The organism is Burkholderia sp. BCC1998 (assembly GCF_905339875.1).
Taxonomy (GTDB): Bacteria; Pseudomonadota; Gammaproteobacteria; order Burkholderiales; family Burkholderiaceae; genus Burkholderia.
The window spans coordinates 607,232-622,713 of the sequence record NZ_CAJPHE010000002.1 but is presented as its reverse complement, the minus strand read 5'-3'; the positions used below and the strand labels follow the sequence as shown (position 1 = coordinate 622,713).

At 69.4% G+C, this 15,482-nt stretch carries 12 protein-coding genes; 5 read left to right on the top strand and 7 right to left on the bottom strand.

What is annotated here, in order from left to right; genetic code table 11:
• Positions 1–193 precede the first annotated feature (193 nt).
• Entirely contained in the window at positions 194–1,708 is a 1,515-nt protein-coding gene (locus U5A56_RS06075) for an acetyl-CoA hydrolase/transferase family protein (RefSeq protein ID WP_044843989.1), read from the top strand.
• 39 nt (positions 1,709–1,747) lie between these two features.
• Here U5A56_RS06075 and U5A56_RS06070 read toward each other — a convergent pair whose 3' ends face one another.
• Positions 1,748–3,280, bottom strand: a complete 1,533-nt coding sequence (locus tag U5A56_RS06070; RefSeq protein WP_321921368.1) for a DHA2 family efflux MFS transporter permease subunit — start codon at positions 3,278–3,280, stop codon at positions 1,748–1,750.
• Between the two features lie 134 nt (positions 3,281–3,414).
• Here U5A56_RS06070 and U5A56_RS06065 point away from each other — a divergent pair, with 134 nt between their 5' ends.
• Positions 3,415–3,855, top strand: coding sequence for a MarR family transcriptional regulator (locus tag U5A56_RS06065; RefSeq protein ID WP_321921366.1), 441 nt, complete (start codon positions 3,415–3,417; stop codon positions 3,853–3,855).
• A 127-nt stretch (positions 3,856–3,982) separates the two neighbouring features.
• A complete protein-coding gene (locus tag U5A56_RS06060; protein ID WP_321921364.1) occupies positions 3,983–4,408 on the top strand; it encodes a helix-turn-helix domain-containing protein in 426 nt (141 codons plus the stop codon).
• 83 nt (positions 4,409–4,491) lie between these two features.
• On the opposite strand, the gene U5A56_RS06055 is transcribed toward U5A56_RS06060, so the two are convergent.
• A complete protein-coding gene (locus U5A56_RS06055) occupies positions 4,492–5,370 on the bottom strand; it encodes a helix-hairpin-helix domain-containing protein (protein ID WP_321921362.1) in 879 nt (292 codons plus the stop codon).
• A gap of 185 nt (positions 5,371–5,555) precedes the next feature.
• A complete protein-coding gene (locus U5A56_RS06050) occupies positions 5,556–7,118 on the bottom strand; it encodes a sigma-70 family RNA polymerase sigma factor (protein ID WP_321921360.1) in 1,563 nt (520 codons plus the stop codon).
• 308 nt (positions 7,119–7,426) lie between these two features.
• Here U5A56_RS06050 and U5A56_RS06045 point away from each other — a divergent pair, with 308 nt between their 5' ends.
• Positions 7,427–7,861: a hypothetical protein gene (locus U5A56_RS06045; protein ID WP_044843995.1), complete on the top strand. Its 435-nt coding sequence runs from the start codon at positions 7,427–7,429 to the stop codon at positions 7,859–7,861.
• Positions 7,862–7,894: 33 nt separating this feature from the next.
• The gene (locus tag U5A56_RS06040) at positions 7,895–8,701 is read left to right on the top strand and encodes an SH3 domain-containing protein (protein WP_321921358.1); all 807 of its coding nucleotides are present in this window, start codon (positions 7,895–7,897) and stop codon (positions 8,699–8,701) included.
• A gap of 210 nt (positions 8,702–8,911) precedes the next feature.
• Here U5A56_RS06040 and ilvD read toward each other — a convergent pair whose 3' ends face one another.
• From ilvD to U5A56_RS06020, 4 genes are all read right to left on the bottom strand, one after another.
• Complete coding sequence (ilvD, locus tag U5A56_RS06035; RefSeq protein WP_044842880.1) at positions 8,912–10,771, bottom strand: dihydroxy-acid dehydratase; 1,860 nt, start codon at positions 10,769–10,771, stop codon at positions 8,912–8,914.
• Positions 10,772–11,096: 325 nt separating this feature from the next.
• Positions 11,097–12,119: an Ldh family oxidoreductase gene (locus tag U5A56_RS06030; RefSeq protein ID WP_321921356.1), complete on the bottom strand. Its 1,023-nt coding sequence runs from the start codon at positions 12,117–12,119 to the stop codon at positions 11,097–11,099.
• Positions 12,112–13,704 carry an aldehyde dehydrogenase (NADP(+)) gene (locus tag U5A56_RS06025; RefSeq protein ID WP_321921354.1) on the bottom strand — a complete coding sequence of 531 codons (1,593 nt, stop codon included), beginning with the start codon at positions 13,702–13,704 and terminating at the stop codon, positions 12,112–12,114. Before U5A56_RS06025 ends, U5A56_RS06030 begins: the two co-directional genes overlap by 8 nt.
• A 71-nt stretch (positions 13,705–13,775) precedes the next feature.
• Positions 13,776–15,401 (bottom strand): APC family permease, encoded by a 1,626-nt coding sequence (locus tag U5A56_RS06020; RefSeq protein ID WP_044842883.1) that lies wholly within the window; start codon positions 15,399–15,401, stop codon positions 13,776–13,778.
• Positions 15,402–15,482: the final 81 nt, after the last annotated feature.

Here is a 15,482-nt window from a genome sequence, read left to right as displayed (position 1 = left end):
ACGGCCGTTCGATACCCGGCGCATTCGGCAAGTATCTTTTGCATTCAACGGACATTTCGCGGCGATGGCCTCTGCGATACTCCGATCGTGCCCGTGGTGCCGGGCCGCCCCTCGCGGCCCCAAGGGCTTCGCGTCGCCCAGGAGACACCCCCCGCGACGTCAACGACAGACCAAAAGCGTCAGATATACAGCCATGTCTTCTTCACGCATCCTCGCTCCCGCCCTGCGTTCGCTCGTCCGCACCGCCGACGAAGCCGCCGCGCTGATCCGCCCCGGCATGACCGTCGCCATGAGCGGCTTCACCGGTTCCGGCTATCCGAAGGCCGTGCCCGCCGCGCTCGCCGCCCACATCGACGCGGCCCACGCGCGCGGCGAGGACTTCCGGATCAACGTGCTGACCGGCGCATCGACCGCGCCCGAACTCGACGGCGCGCTCGCGCGCACCAACGGCATCTCGATGCGCCTGCCGTACCAGTCCGACCCGACGCTGCGCGACAAGATCAACAACGGCGAAGTCGACTACCAGGACGTCCACCTGAGCCACGTCGCGCAATACGCATGGTTCGGGCTGTACGGCGACCTCGACGTCGCGATCGTCGAGGTCGCGGGTATCCGCGAGGACGGGCTGCTGATTCCGTCCGCGTCGATCGGCAACAACAAGACGTGGCTCGAGCAGGCGAAGCACGTGATCCTCGAAGTCAACGCGCGCCAGCCGCTCGGCCTCGACGGGATGCACGACGTCTATTACGGCACCGCGCTGCCGCCGCACCGCAAGCCGATTCCGCTGACGAAAAGCGACGACCGGATCGGCGAGCCGTACCTGCGCTGCCCGGCCGAGAAGATCGTCGCGATCGTCGAGACCGACGCGCCGGACCGCAGCAACGCATTCTCCGCGCCGGACGCCACGTCGAAGCAGATCGCGCTGCAACTGATCGACTTCCTGCGCCACGAGGTGAAGCGCGGCCGCCTGCCGGAAAACCTGCTGCCGCTGCAGTCGGGCGTCGGCAACATCACGAACGCGGTGCTCGCGGAACTCAGCTCGGCCGGCTTCTCGAACCTGACCGCGTACACCGAAGTGATCCAGGACGGCATGCTCGACCTGCTCGACGACGGCACGCTGAGCTTCGCGTCGGCCACGGCGCTGTCGCTGAGCCCGGCCGCGGTGCAGCGCTTCGCGGACGAGATCGCGACGTTCCGCGAAAAGATCCTGCTGCGCCCGCAGGAGATCAGCAACCATCCGGAACTCGTGCGCCGCCTCGGCTGCATCGCGATGAACGGGATGATCGAGGCCGACATCTACGGCAACGTGAACTCGACGCACGTGATGGGCACGAAGATCCAGAACGGCATCGGCGGTTCAGGCGACTTCGCGCGCAACGGCTACCTGTCGTGCTTCATGTCGGCGAGTACCGCGAAGGGCGGCGCGATCTCGCGGATCGTGCCGATGGCGAGCCACGTCGACCATACGGAGCACGACGTCGCGGTGGTCGTCACCGAGCAGGGGCTCGCCGACCTGCGCGGCCTGTCGCCGAAGCAGCGCGCGCGCAAGATCATCGCGACCTGCGCGCATCCCGACTACCGGCCGATGCTCGAGGACTACTTCGAGCGCGCGTCGCGCGAGAGCTTCGGCAAGCACACGCCGCATCTGCTCGCCGAGGCGCTGTCGTGGCACGAGCGCTACGTGCGCACCGGGACGATGAAGGCCTGACGTCGCGACCCGCGGCGGGCAGGTGCCCGCCGCACTGCGTCAATCCATCGCCGCGTGCGCGACGTCGACGCTCGCCGTTTTCTGCGGCGGGCGGATCAGCAGCAACAGCGGGATCATCAGCAGCGTCGCGACGAACATCAGCTTGAAGTCGTTCAGGTAGGCGATCATCGCGGCCTGCTGGTTGATCGTGCGGTCGAGCAGCGCGATGTCGACGTGGCTGCCGGCCATCGCCTGCACGGCCGGGTCGAACGGCGTGATGTGGGTCGCGAGGTCGGCATGCGCGACCTGCGTGTTGCGCGTCATCAGCGTCTGGACGATCGAGATGCCGATACTGCTGCCGATGTTGCGCATCAGGCTGTAGGTGGCCGTGCCGTCCGCGCGCAGTTCGGGCTGCAGCGTCGAGAACGACAGCGCGCTCAGCGGCACGAACACGAGCCCCAGGCCGAAGCCCTGGACCACCCCGGGCCACACGATGTCCGCCTCGGACAGCACGATCGTGTACTGCATCATCTGCCACAGCGCGAGCGCGGAAATCGCCAGCCCGGCGAGCAGCAGCGCCCGCGCGTCCACGTATTTCAGCAATCGTCCGACGAACAGCATCGCGATCATCGTGCCCGCGCCGCTCGGCGCGGTGACGAGCCCCGTCGTCGCGACCGGATAGCCCATCAGGTTCTGCAGCATCGGCGGCAGCAGCGCGCGCGTTGCGTACAGCACCGCGCCGACGACGAAGATGAACAGCGTGCCGGTCGCGAAGTTCGGGTCGCGCAGCAATTCCGACTTGAAGAACGATGCGTGGCCGACGGTCGCCGTATGCACGAGGAAGAACGCGAAGCTCAGTGCCGCGACGAGCGCCTCGATGCGGATCTCGTACGAACCGAACCAGTCGAGCTGTTCGCCGCGGTCGAGCATCGCCTGGAACGCGCCGATCGCGAGCGCGAGCGTCGCGAAGCCGAACGCGTCGAATTTCACGTGCGGGCGCGGTGCGCGCGCGGGTAGGAAGGTCAGCACGCCGGCCAGTGCGAACGCGCCGATCGGCACGTTGATGAAGAACACCCAGCGCCAGTTGTAGCTGTCGGTGAGCCAGCCGCCGAGCGTCGGGCCGAGGATCGGGCCGACCATCACGCCCATCCCCCAGATCGCCATCGCCTGGCCCTGTTTCTCGCGCGGGTTGATGTCGAGCAGGATCGACTGCGACAGCGGCACCAGCGCGGCGCCGAACACGCCCTGCAGCAGCCGCGCGCCGACGATCTGCACGAGCGACTCGGACAGCCCGCACAGCGCGGACGCGATCGTGAAGCCCGCGATCGAGATCGTCAGCAGCCGTTTCATGCTGAGCCGGTCGGACAGCCAGCCGGTCAGCGGCGTCGCGATCGCCGCGGCGACGATGTAGGAAGTCAGTACCCAGGTGATCTCGTCCTGCGACGCAGACAGCGTGCCCTGCATGTGCGGCAGCGCGACGTTCGCGATCGTGCTGTCGAGCGTCTGGATCAGCGTCGCGAGCATGATCGACAGGGTCAGCATCGGCCGATTGAGGGCGGGCGGCGAGGCGGGGGCGTCAGCGGCGGGATTCAAGCGGGTGTCTCCGTGGGGCGGTCACCGTGGGCGGCGATCCGGTACGGCTCGAATTATAAGCATGCTTATTATGTTTGTGCTCATCGCTTGATCCGAGCCGCGGGTCATTCGCGGCCTGCCCCTATAATCGCCGCATGGACAAGACTTACGAGAACCGGATCGGCTACCTGATTTCCGACGTGGCCCGCCTGCAAGGACGCCTGTTCGACCGGCGCGCGAAGCGCCTCGGACTGACGCGCGCGCAAAGCCGCGTGCTCGCGTACCTGACGTGGAAGGGCGAGATGAATCAGGCGCGGCTCGCGGAATGGCTCGAGATCACGCCGATCTCGCTGACGCGGCTGCTCGACCGGATGGAAAGCTGCGGGTGGATCGAACGCATCGCGAACGACGACGATCGCCGCGCGTTCGTGATCCGGCTGACCGACAAGTCGCGCGAGATCTTTCCGCAGATGCTGGAAGTGGGCGACACCGTCACCGACGACGGGCTGCGCGGCTTCACGCGCGACGAGCGCGACACGCTCGTGCGCCTGCTCGGGCGCGTGCGTCACAACCTGATCGACAGCGGCGGCGAATGACGCGGGCGCGGCGCCGCTGAATCGGCAGGCAGCAGCGGGGCGGCTGCGGCAACGGCGGGGCGGTCCGGGCTTGTGTCGGAGGAGTCGGGCCGCTATCTTGCAACCTCAAGTTCACTTGAGATCAAGCATGAGCCGTCTGGACATCGCCGATGTCGCGCGCCGCTCGGGATTGCCCGCGTCGACGCTGCGCTACTACGAGGAAAAGGGATTGATCGTGCCGACCGGCCGTCACGGGCTGCGGCGCCAGTATGACGAATCGGTGCTCGAGCGCCTGGCGCTGATCGCGCTCGGCCGCGAGGCCGGCTTTTCGCTCGACGACATTCTTGCGATGTTCGGCGCGGACGGCCGTCCCGCGCTCGACCGCGCGAAACTCGACGACAAGGCCGACGAGCTCGACCGTACGATCCGCCGTCTCGGCGCGGTGCGCGATGCGTTGCGCCATGCGGCCGTGTGCCCGGCGCCGAGTCATCTCGAGTGTCCGTCGTTCCGCAAGCTGCTGCGCATCGCCGCGCATCGTCATCCGGTGCGCCGCACGAAGACGGATGGCACGTAAGCGGTCAAGCGGTCCGGTTTGCCGGAACGGCGCGGGCGGGCGGCGGGGCGGCCGTACCGCGGCGGCCGGCGCTCCCGAGCGGATCATCCCGCGTAATACACACGACACTCCATCTCGCGTCCGCGCACGATGCGCTTGCCGACGAGCGAGCCGAGCGTTTCGGTGACGACCGTCCTCTGGTACTCGCATTGCAGCGCATCGTAGAAGTAGAGCGCGACCCAGTCGGCGGTGCGGGTGGACTCCTGCGGGCGAACCGGATACGGGCACAGCGCGGTGAAATGCCAGCCGCCTTTCGTTATGTGCATCACGGGCGGCTGAACGCTCAGGTCCGCGTTCAGCCGACGCGACACGAGCGTGGGCAGGATGCCGGCGGCGGCCTTGTTGCGGTACAGGCGGTCGATATACAGCAGCAGCTCGACCGGCGGCTCCGTGCCGAGATCGGCGTTGCGCGCGTGGCCTTGCCAGCGCCGGCGCCGGGTCAGCACGTCGTCGAGCGCCGCGCGGATGCCGGACGCGCGACGCGGGCCGACGCCCGCGATCGCTTCGAGCTGTCCGCTGCGGGCCGCGCGTTCGAGATCCTCGAGCGTATCGATGTGCAACTGGTCGTGAATCCGCAGCGCGAGCGCGTGGCCGATGCCCGGCACGGCTTCGAATGCGGACGCGCGCTCCGCGTCGCCGCGCAGCCGGTCGAGCAGGCGCCAGCGTCCGGTCACCAGCAATTCGGCGATCGCCTGGGCGACGCCCGTGCCGATCTCCGGCAGTGCGGCGAGCGAATCGACGCCGCCCGCGTCGAACCGGGTGCGGATGCCGTCTTCGAGCGCGGCGATCGTGTCGGCCGACGCGCGGTAGGCGGCAACCCGATAAGGATTCGCCCCCTGTTCGGCAAGCAACTGCGCGGCTTCGCGCAGGCAGGCCGCGATTTGCCGGTTTTCCTCGTGTGTCTGGCCGATGGTCGTTTGCATGTGCGGAGCCCGGGGATGTGCAAACGGAATGGACGCGGCGGGTCACGCGCCGGTCTACCTTTTATTTCAACATATTGTCGGGGCCGGCGACGAACAAAACTTGATGTGCGTCAATAGCAAACGTTGCACAGGCGGAAGCGGGCCGCGCACGTTCGTGCCGGGTCGCGGCACGAACGTGCGATGTGTCACGCTTCGAGGAACGTCTGCGCGCCTTCCGCCTCCGCGGCCGTGCGCAGCGCGGCGAGCGCGCGCTTCTCGATCTGCCGCACGCGTTCGCGCGACATGCCCGCGTCCTGCGCGATCGCGTCGTAGGTGTCGGGCTCGGCGCCGCCGAGGCCGAACCGGCGGCGCAGCACGTCGGCCTCGGCCGGCGTGACCGAGCGCAGCAGCGACGTCACGCATTCGCGCATCCGCGTGTCGGCCAGCTGCTCGAACGGGCTCGCCGATGCCTGGTCCTCGATCAGGTCGACGAGGCCGGCGTCCGCGTCGGGCAGCGGCGCGTCGAGCGACACCGGCTCGGCAGGGAGCGCGAGCACCGCGCGCAGCTTGTCCTCGGCGAGCCCGGTTTCGGCCGCGAGTTCGGCCGGCGTCGCGCGCCGGCCGGTGCGCTGGCGGAAGCGCAGTGCGTGCCGATGCACGCGCTGGTACTGATCGCCGACGTGCACCGGCACGCGGATCGTGCGCGCGCGATCGGCTACCGCGCGCGCGACCGCCTGCCGGATCCACCAGGTCGCGTAGGTCGAGAACTTGAAGCCGCGCCGGTATTCGAACTTCTCGATCGCGCGCATCAGGCCGAGGCAGCCGTCCTGCACGAGGTCGGGCAGGTCGACGCCGCGGTTCATGTACTTGCGCGCGATCGACAGCACGAGCCGCAGGTTCGCCTCGAGCATCGCGCGCGTACCGTCGCGCACCTTCTGCTGGCCGTCGCTCAGCGCGGCGCCGAGCGCGCGCCGCGCGACCGTGTCGAAGCACGCGGCGTCGGTGCCCGCGGCGGCGTCCGTCGCGGCGTCGACCGGCGCGGCGGCCAGTGCGCGCACGACGCGGCTTGCGTCGTCGACGGCCGGTGCCACCCACGCGAGCGAACCGAGCAGCGCGGCCAGACGGTTGCGCGCGTCGCGGTATTCGGCCGAGCGGCAGCCCTGCGCGTGCAATGCGCGGCGCACGGCCATCACCGCGTCCTGCAGCGTGTCGTAGCGTGCAGGCACCGGTGCGTTGCCTTCGCCGTCGCCGATGTCATCGCCGTCGTTGGCGGCCGCGCCGGTTGCGCTCGTCGCGCCGTGGCGCGCGAGCAGCGCCTCGACGGCCGCCGGACAGCCGGCGAGCGCGTGCAGGATCTGATGGCGGCCCGTTTCGATCTCGCGGGCCAGCACGATTTCGTCCTCGCGCTTGAGCAGGGGCACCGCATGGATGCGCCGCATGTAGAGCGCGAGCGGATCGGTCGATGCGCTCGTGCCGCGGGCCAGATCGCCGAGCAGCGCACGGCCCTCGTCGAGCGCGTCGCGATCGACGTCGACCGGCGCCGCGCCCGCGAACGGCACCGGTGCGGCCGGCTCGTCGAGCACGGCGATGCCGATGTCCGCGAGCGCGGCGCGCACGACGTCCAGCGCGTCGGGGCTGTCGCTTTCCGGCGGCAGCGCGTCGACGAGGTCGGCGTGCGTCAGATAACCCTGTTCGCCGGCAAGCGCCAGCAGCTGGATGATCGGATCGAGGGGCGTGTCCGCCCGAAGCGTGGGGCGTGGCGTAGTCATGTCGATGGCGGCGTGAGCCGCGTTCCTGTCTGGGCGGGCCGAAGTCCGCGGGTTTCAGGCTCCCGGGGGCCGCGAACGCCCGTCCGCGCCGGCCAGCCTGACTCGATATTCAAGTTGAGGGCATTTGCGTCAACTTCAACGTCGGCGCGGCTGACGCGCGAGCACGCGGCATGCCCGCCCGGTTACGACCCGCATTCGATCCGTGGAAACAAAAAGTAACGGATCAAACCCGCAGAAATATGCGGGGGACGTAAGCTAGAGTCAGGCGCGCGCCACGCAGCGACGCGCGGATTCCTTCGGAGCATGAAATGAACCCGATTTCCGCCGCGAGGCCTGCCGTCATGGCGCTGGCCATGCTCGCGCTGAGCGGTTGTTATTACACGAGCCCGTACGGCTACGCGCCGTATTACGCACCCGTGCCTGCCACGGTGTCGCAGCGCGAACTCCCGGCAGCGCCGGCAAATGCCGGGCCGGTCGTCCCGTCGACACCCGCGGTGCCGGCCGTGCCGCCGCCGGCGGACGATTACGCCGACGCGCCGGCTCCGGTATATGCCGCGCCGGTCTATGTGCCTTACCCGGCTTACTATCCCGCGTATTACCCGGGCTGGTACGGGCCGCCCGTCACGATCGGCCTCGGCTTCTGGGGGCATTGGGGCGGCGGCTACCGCGGCGGGTACTGGCGCCGTCCCTGGGGCGGCGGCCACTGGGGAGGCGGGCATTGGGGCGGGGGCCATCGACACTGACCGACGCGTGGCGGCACCGCGCGGGAGAGCAACATGAGCAACACGATCATCCGAAGTCTGTGCGTCGTCCTGTTCGGTGTCGCCGCGATACCGGGCCTCGCCGACGCGCAAAGCAGCGCCTATACGAATTCCGGGGCCGAAATCTATGCGGGGCCGGCGCCCGATTTTCCGGTCGTCGCGCAGGTCCCGCCCGGCACCGCGCTGGACGTGTTCGGCTGCCTCAGCGACTACTCGTGGTGCGACGTCGCGCTGCCGGGCGTGCGCGGCTGGATCGACGCGGAGCAGCTCGACTATCCGTACCAGGGCAATTACGTGCCGTTGCTCGAATACGGCGCGATCATCGGCGTGCCGGTGACCGGGTTCGCGATCGGCGCGTACTGGGACCGCTACTACCGCCACCGGCCGTGGTTTCACGATCGCGATCGCTGGGAGCATCGCGCCGAGCCGCGCATCGGCCCCGGCGGGATGCCGCCGGCCTACGGGCGCCCGCAGCCGGGCGGGCCGGTTCAGCGCGTGCCGGGCGGCGAGCCGTCCGAGCGGCATGATGCACGGCCGTCGGCCACGCGCGGCGGCTGGAACGGCCCGAACCGCGCGCCGGCGCCGCAGGCCGCACCCGCGCCCGCGCCCGCGCCGATGCCTGGCGCGGCTGCCCGTCAGCCGGCGCCCCCGCCGCAATCGCCACCGCCCGCACCGAGCGGTGGCGCGGCCCGGATGATGGTGCCGCCGACGCATCAGGGTGGTGGAGGTTACGGCGGCGCACGGCCGCAGGGCGGCGGAAACGGCGGCGGGAACCACGGCGGTGGCGGGGGTGGAGGCAGCAGCGACGAGTTTCGCCGTTGACCGGCCGACGGCAGCGGGGTCGCGGCCCTTGGCCTGCGCCGGACGAAAAACGGATCGGTCGGCTCGCTCATCGCGCCCCTGCAAGCCTGTTCCTGAAAAAACGAAACCCCACGCTCCGAAAAACGTGGGGTTCGTCAGCAGTCCGATGCCGCTCCGGAGAGCGGCTCCCGATCTAGGCGGGCGGGCCCGTCGTACGGCCCGCCGCGCGCGTCAGTCGTCGAGCAGCGACAGGTCGCGCACGGCGCCCTTGTCGGCCGACATCACCAGCTTCGCATAGGCCTTCAGCGCGGCGGACACCTTGCGCGGGCGCGGTTGCGCCGGTTTCCAGCCCTTCGCGTTCTGCTCCTCGCGGCGCCGTGCGAGCTCCTCGTCCGAAACGAGCACGTCGATCGTGCGGTTCGGGATGTCGATGCGGATCTTGTCGCCGTCGCGCACGAGGCCGATCGCGCCGCCCGCCGCCGCTTCCGGCGAGCAGTGACCGATCGACAGGCCCGACGTGCCGCCCGAGAAGCGGCCGTCGGTCAGCAGCGCGCATGCCTTGCCGAGGCCCTTCGACTTGATGTAGCTCGTCGGGTACAGCATTTCCTGCATGCCGGGGCCGCCCTTCGGGCCTTCGTAGCGGACGATCACGACGTCGCCGGCCTTGACCTTGTCGTTCAGGATGTTCTCGACCGCTTCGTCCTGCGACTCGGTCACGTGGGCCGAGCCCTCGAACACGAGGATGCTTTCATCGACGCCGGCCGTCTTCACCACGCAGCCGTCGAGCGCGATGTTGCCGGTCAGCACGGCGAGGCCGCCTTCCTTCGAGAACGCATGCTCGTACGAGCGGATGCAGCCTTCGGCGCGGTCGAGGTCGAGGCTCGGCCAGCGCGTGTCCTGGCTGAACGCGACCTGCGTCGGGATCCCGGCCGGGCCGGCCAGGTAGAACGTGCGGACCGCTTCGTCTTCGGTGCGGACGATGTCCCACTGGTCGAGCGCGTCCTTCAGCGACGGCGCGTGCACGGTCGGCACGTCGGTGTGCAGCTTGCCGGCGCGGTCGAGCTCGCCGAGGATCGCCATGATGCCGCCGGCGCGGTGCACGTCCTCGATGTGGTACTTGTTCGTGTTCGGCGCGACCTTGCACAGCTGCGGCACGCTGCGCGACAGGCGATCGATGTCCTTCATCGTGAAGTCGATGCCGGCTTCTTGCGCGATCGCCAGCAGGTGCAGGATCGTGTTGGTCGAACCGCCCATCGCGATGTCGAGCGTCATCGCGTTCTCGAACGCCTTGAAGCCGACCGAGCGCGGCAGCACGCGCAGGTCGTCCTGCTCGTAGTGCTGGCGGGTCAGCTCGACGATGCGGCGGCCGGCGCGCTTGAACAGCTGCTCGCGATCGGCGTGCGTCGCGACGACCGTGCCGTTGCCGGGCAGCGACAGGCCGAGCGCTTCGGTCAGGCAGTTCATCGAGTTCGCGGTGAACATGCCCGAGCACGAACCGCAGGTCGGGCACGCCGAGCGTTCGACTTCGGCGACGTCGGCATCCGAATACGACTGGTCGGCCGCGATCACCATCGCGTCGACGAGGTCGAGCTTCTTCAGTTCGATGGCCTTGGTGACCGGGTTCGCGAGGCGCGTCTTGCCGGCTTCCATCGGGCCGCCCGACACGAAGATCACCGGGATGTTCAGGCGCATCGCGGCCATCAGCATCCCCGGCGTGATCTTGTCGCAGTTCGAGATGCAGACCATCGCGTCCGCGCAGTGCGCGTTCACCATGTATTCGACCGAGTCGGCGATGATGTCGCGGCTCGGCAGCGAATAGAGCATGCCGTCATGGCCCATCGCGATGCCGTCGTCGACCGCGATCGTGTTGAATTCCTTCGCGACGCCGCCGGCGGCCTCGATCTCGCGCGCGACGAGCTGGCCGAGATCCTTCAGGTGCACGTGCCCGGGCACGAACTGCGTGAACGAGTTGACGACCGCGATGATCGGCTTCGAGAAATCGTCGTCTTTCATGCCGGTGGCGCGCCACAGCGAGCGCGCACCTGCCATGTTGCGGCCGGCGGTGGAAGTTTTGGAACGGTATGTGGGCATGGTATGGCTGAAGAAATATCGCGGAAAAGGGTGGAGGCACGGGAATAAAGGCCTCTCGCGCGCCCGTGCGAACAACCTCTTGAGCTGCGCCCTGGGCAAACTCGGCGATTATCCCACAGCCGCCGGGCGTGCGGCGCCCGCGGACACGGGCGAGGGCACGGGTGGCGTGGTGCGCCGGACAGCGCCTCGGTGCGCCGAGCGTGAAGGCGAACCGGGCGCACCAGGCACGAAGGCGGACGCCGGCCATCGCCGGCGGAGCCGGGCGGCGGCTTCATCGCCCGTTCTGCCGATGATGAAGCCGTGCGCCGTACCCGCCGATCGCGCGTCAGTCGAGCAGCGTCAGGATTTCGTCGTACAGCGCCTTCGGAATCCGCACGCCGTGCGCGATGCTGCGCGCGCGGGCATCGAAGCGCCGTTGCGACGGCAGCCGCGCGCCTTGCCCGGTGATCGACGCGAACATCCGCTCGCCGCGCGCGAGGCCCGCGTCAAGCTCGTCGCCGAGGAACACCTTCGGGTCGAACGCGATCACGAGTTCGCCGTGGCACGGCGTCGCGCCGACGCCTTCGTCGAATTCCATCGACTCCTGGCTCGTCATGTCGCCGATCAGCGCGCCGCCGAGCAGTTCGACCATCGCCGCGAGCGCCGAGCCCTTGTGGCCGCCGAAGGTACGCATCGCGCCCTGCAGCGCGGCCTTCGGGTCGGTGGTCGGCTGGCCGTCGGCATCGATCGCCCAGTGCGGCGGGATCGCCTTGCCCTGTTTCGCATGCAGCTCGATGTCGCCGCGCGCGATCGCGCTGGTCGCGAAATCGAACACGAACGGCACGCCGTCCGGGCGCGGCCACGCGAACGCGATCGGGTTGGTGCCGAACACCGGTTCGCGGCCGCCTTCCGGCGCGACCCAGCTGTGGCTCGGGTTCATCGCGATGCCGGCCAGCCCCTCGGCGGCGATCGCCTCGACCTCGGGCCACAGCGCCGAGAAGTGGTAGCAGCGGTTGATCGTCATCGCGGCGATTCCGTGCTGCTTCGCCATCTCGACGAGCACCGGCAGGCCGGTCTCGAAGCTCAGCAACGAGAAGCCGCGATGCGCGTCGACCGAGACGATCGACGACGACAGCCGGCGCAGCGTCGGCACGGCCTGCGGATCGACCTTGCCTTTCTTCAGCGAGCGCACGCACACGAGCAGCCGGTACACGCCGTGCGAGTGGCACTCGTCGCGCTGGCCCTGCGTGATCACGCTGGCGATCGCCTGCGTGTGCGCAGCGGACATCCCGTGGTGCGTCAGCACCCGCAGCGCGAGTGCGTGCACCTCGTCGAGCGACAGGACGACGTCGGCGAGCGGCTCAGACATCGCGCGCTTCCCGCGGCGCGGGCATGCCGTCGATGCGTTGCGGCACGTTCAGCGGGTTGCCGTTGCGGATGGCGTCCGGCAGCAGCGCGTCCGGCACGTCCTGGTACGACACGGGGCGCAGGAAGCGCTCGATCGCGCGTGCGCCGACCGACGTCGTGCGCGTGTCGGACGTGGCCGGGAACGGGCCGCCGTGCACCATCGCATGACCGACCTCGACGCCCGTGCCGAAGCCGTTGACGAGAATGCGGCCGGCCTTGCGCTCGAGCGTCGGGCGCAGCGCGGCGAACAGCGCGGCGTCGCCGTCGGCGAGATGCGCGGCGATCGTCAGCTGGCCTTCGAGCGACTTCAGCACGCGGTGCAGCGTGTCGGTATCCGGGCAGCGCACGATCAGCGACGCGGGGCCGAACACTTCGTCGCGCAGTTCGGGGTGGGCGATGAACGCGTCCGCCGACGTCGCGAACAGCGCCGCGCGCGCCTGGTAGCGGCCGCCTTCCACGCCTTCCGCGAGCAACTCGACCGCGTCGTGCGCGCGCAGGGTGGCCACGCCTTGCGCGTAGCTCGCGTGGATGTGCGGGGTGAGCATCGTCTGCGCGGCGCTCGCCTGCACGGCGGTGGCCGCCGCGGCTTCGAACGCGCGCAGCGCGGGGCCGTCGACCGCGAGCACGAGGCCCGGGTTCGTGCAGAACTGGCCGGCGCCGAGCGCGAGCGACGCGACGAATTGCGGCGCGATCGTGTCGTGGCGCGCGTCGAGCGCGGCCGGGAACAGCAGCACCGGATTGATCGAGCTCATTTCCGCATAGACCGGAATCGGCTCGTGGCGCGCGGCCGCGATGTTCATCAGCGCGACGCCGCCGCGGCGCGAGCCGGTGAAGCCGACGGCCTTGATGCGCGGATCGGCGACGAGCGCCTGGCCGATTTCACGCGACGCGTCGAACAGCAGCGAGAACACGCCGGCCGGCAGCCCGCATTCGCGCACGGCCTGCTGGATCGCACGGCCGACGAGCTCGGACGTGCCCGGGTGCGCGGAGTGCGCCTTGACGATCACCGGGCAGCCGGCCGCGAGTGCCGATGCCGTATCGCCGCCCGCGACCGAGAACGCGAGCGGGAAGTTCGACGCGCCGAACACGGCGACCGGCCCGATCGCGACGTTGCGCAGGCGCAGGTCGACGCGCGGCAGCGGCTTGCGGTCCGGACGGGCCGGGTCGATGCGCGCATCGACGTAGCCGCCGTCGCGCACGAGCGACGCGAACAGCGCGAGCTGGCCGACCGTGCGGCCGCGTTCGCCTTCGATGCGTGCGCGCGGCAGCCCCGTTTCGGTGACGCAGCGCTCGATCAGGTCGTCGCCGAGCGCCATGATGTTGCGGCCGATCGCGTCGAGAAACGCGGCGCGTTGCTCGGGGCCCGTTTCGCGATACGTGTCGAAGGCTTCGTCGGCGAGCGCGCAGGCCGTCTCCAGGTCGTGCAGGCTCGCGCCGCCGAACGCGGGCTCGAGCGGTTCGCCGGTCGCGGCGGCGATCGCGTGAAGGGTGCCGTTCTGTCCGGCGACGGCCGACTGGCCGATCAGGAGCTGACCTGTGAGTTGCATGGTTCTTCCTCGGAAAATGCGGGGCCGGACGTGATGCGCCCGGCCGGAGTGGAAAGGGGAAAGCGGGTGCGTCAGTCTTCGTCGTCTTCGAGCTGCAGCTTGTCGGAACGGATGCCGGTGTTGGCGCCCCAGTAGAAGATCACGAGCGCGACGGCCGCGACGACGACCGTGTCGTACGGATGCGCGAGCTGGCCCGTGCCGCCGAAACCGCCGAAGTACGACAGCACGATCATGGCCGCGTAGAACGCGATCAGCCACGCGGACGAGCGCACCTGTTCGGCGATGCTCAGGTGCGCGGTCGGCACCCAGCGGCGGCACGCGAGATAGATCACGAACATCACGATCTGCAGGCCGAGCAGCCAGGACACCGTGCTCCAGCCCGACCAGTAGACGATCAGCGCGGCGATCACGAACGACGCGGGGCCGGTGATGCCGAACGCCACCGCGCGGAACGGCCGCGGCAGGCCGGGCGCGGTGCGGCGCAGCGCGGCGACCGACACGGGCGCGACCGCGTAGCTCAGCACGAGCGCGGCCGACACGATGTTGATCAGCGCTTCCCACGACGGGAACGGCATGGTCCAGAAGATCGCGAGGCCGAACGTGAGCCACAGGCCCGCGCGCGGGATGCCCGACGCTTCGTCGACACGCGTGAACACCTTGAAGAACGTGCCCGTCTTCGCCCAGCCGTAGACGACGCGCGGCGTCGCGTTCATGTAGATGTTGCCGCAGCCGCTCGGCGAGATCATCGCGTCGGCCACCACCATTACCGCGAGCCAGCCCACGCCGAGTGCGAGCGCGATGTCGCGGTACGGCAGCGAGAAGGCCTTGCTCACGTCGTGCCAGCCGGCGGCCAGCATGTCGGTCGGGATGCTGCCGATGAAGGCGAGCTGCAGCAGCACGTAGATCAGCGTGGACAGCAGGATCGACAGGATCAGCGCGATCGGGATCGTGCGCTGCGGATTGCGCACTTCGCTCGCGACCGACACGATCGGCGTGAGGCCGAGGTACGCGAAGATGATGCCGCCGGCCGACACGGCCATCTCGATGCCCGGCATGCCGAACGGCGCGAAGCCGTGCATGGTCAGGTTGGCGGGCTTGAAGAACGTGAACAGCACCGCGATCACCGACAGCGGCACGATGAACTTGAAGATGCTGATGATGTTGTTCGCCTTCGCGAACGTCTTCACGCTCGAATAGTTCAGGTAAAAGAACAAGCACAGCAGCGCGGCCTGCACGAGCCAGCCGAGCGTGGTCGGGTCGCTCGAGCCGGCCTTGGTGAGACCGGGAAACCACGCGGCCGCATATTGGCGCGCGGCGACCACTTCGATCGCGATCAGGCTCGAGAACGCGATCAGCGTGATGAAGCCCATCAGGTAGCCGAGCAGCGGGCCGTGCGAGAACACCGGGTAGCGGACCACGCCGCCCGCGCGCGGCAGCGCGGCGCCGAGCTCGCAGTAGACGATGCCGAGCAGCAGCACCGCGAAGCCGCCGAGCAGCCACGAGAAGATGCCGGCCGGGCCGGCGATCGTCGACACGTGACTCGCGGCGAACAGCCACCCCGAACCGAAGATCGCACCGAGGCCGATGAACGTCAGGTCGGTCAGCGACAACTGCTTCTTGAATTTGCCGTGACCGCCGTCGGCGGGCACGGAACGGGAAAGCGGGACGGACGGGTGGGTGTTGCCTTGGCCTGGCATGGGTTTGTCTCCTGGGAAATATCGGTGCAGGTGTGGCTTGCGCTGCGCTCCGACGGAGCAGCGGCGCAACACCTGCCGGCC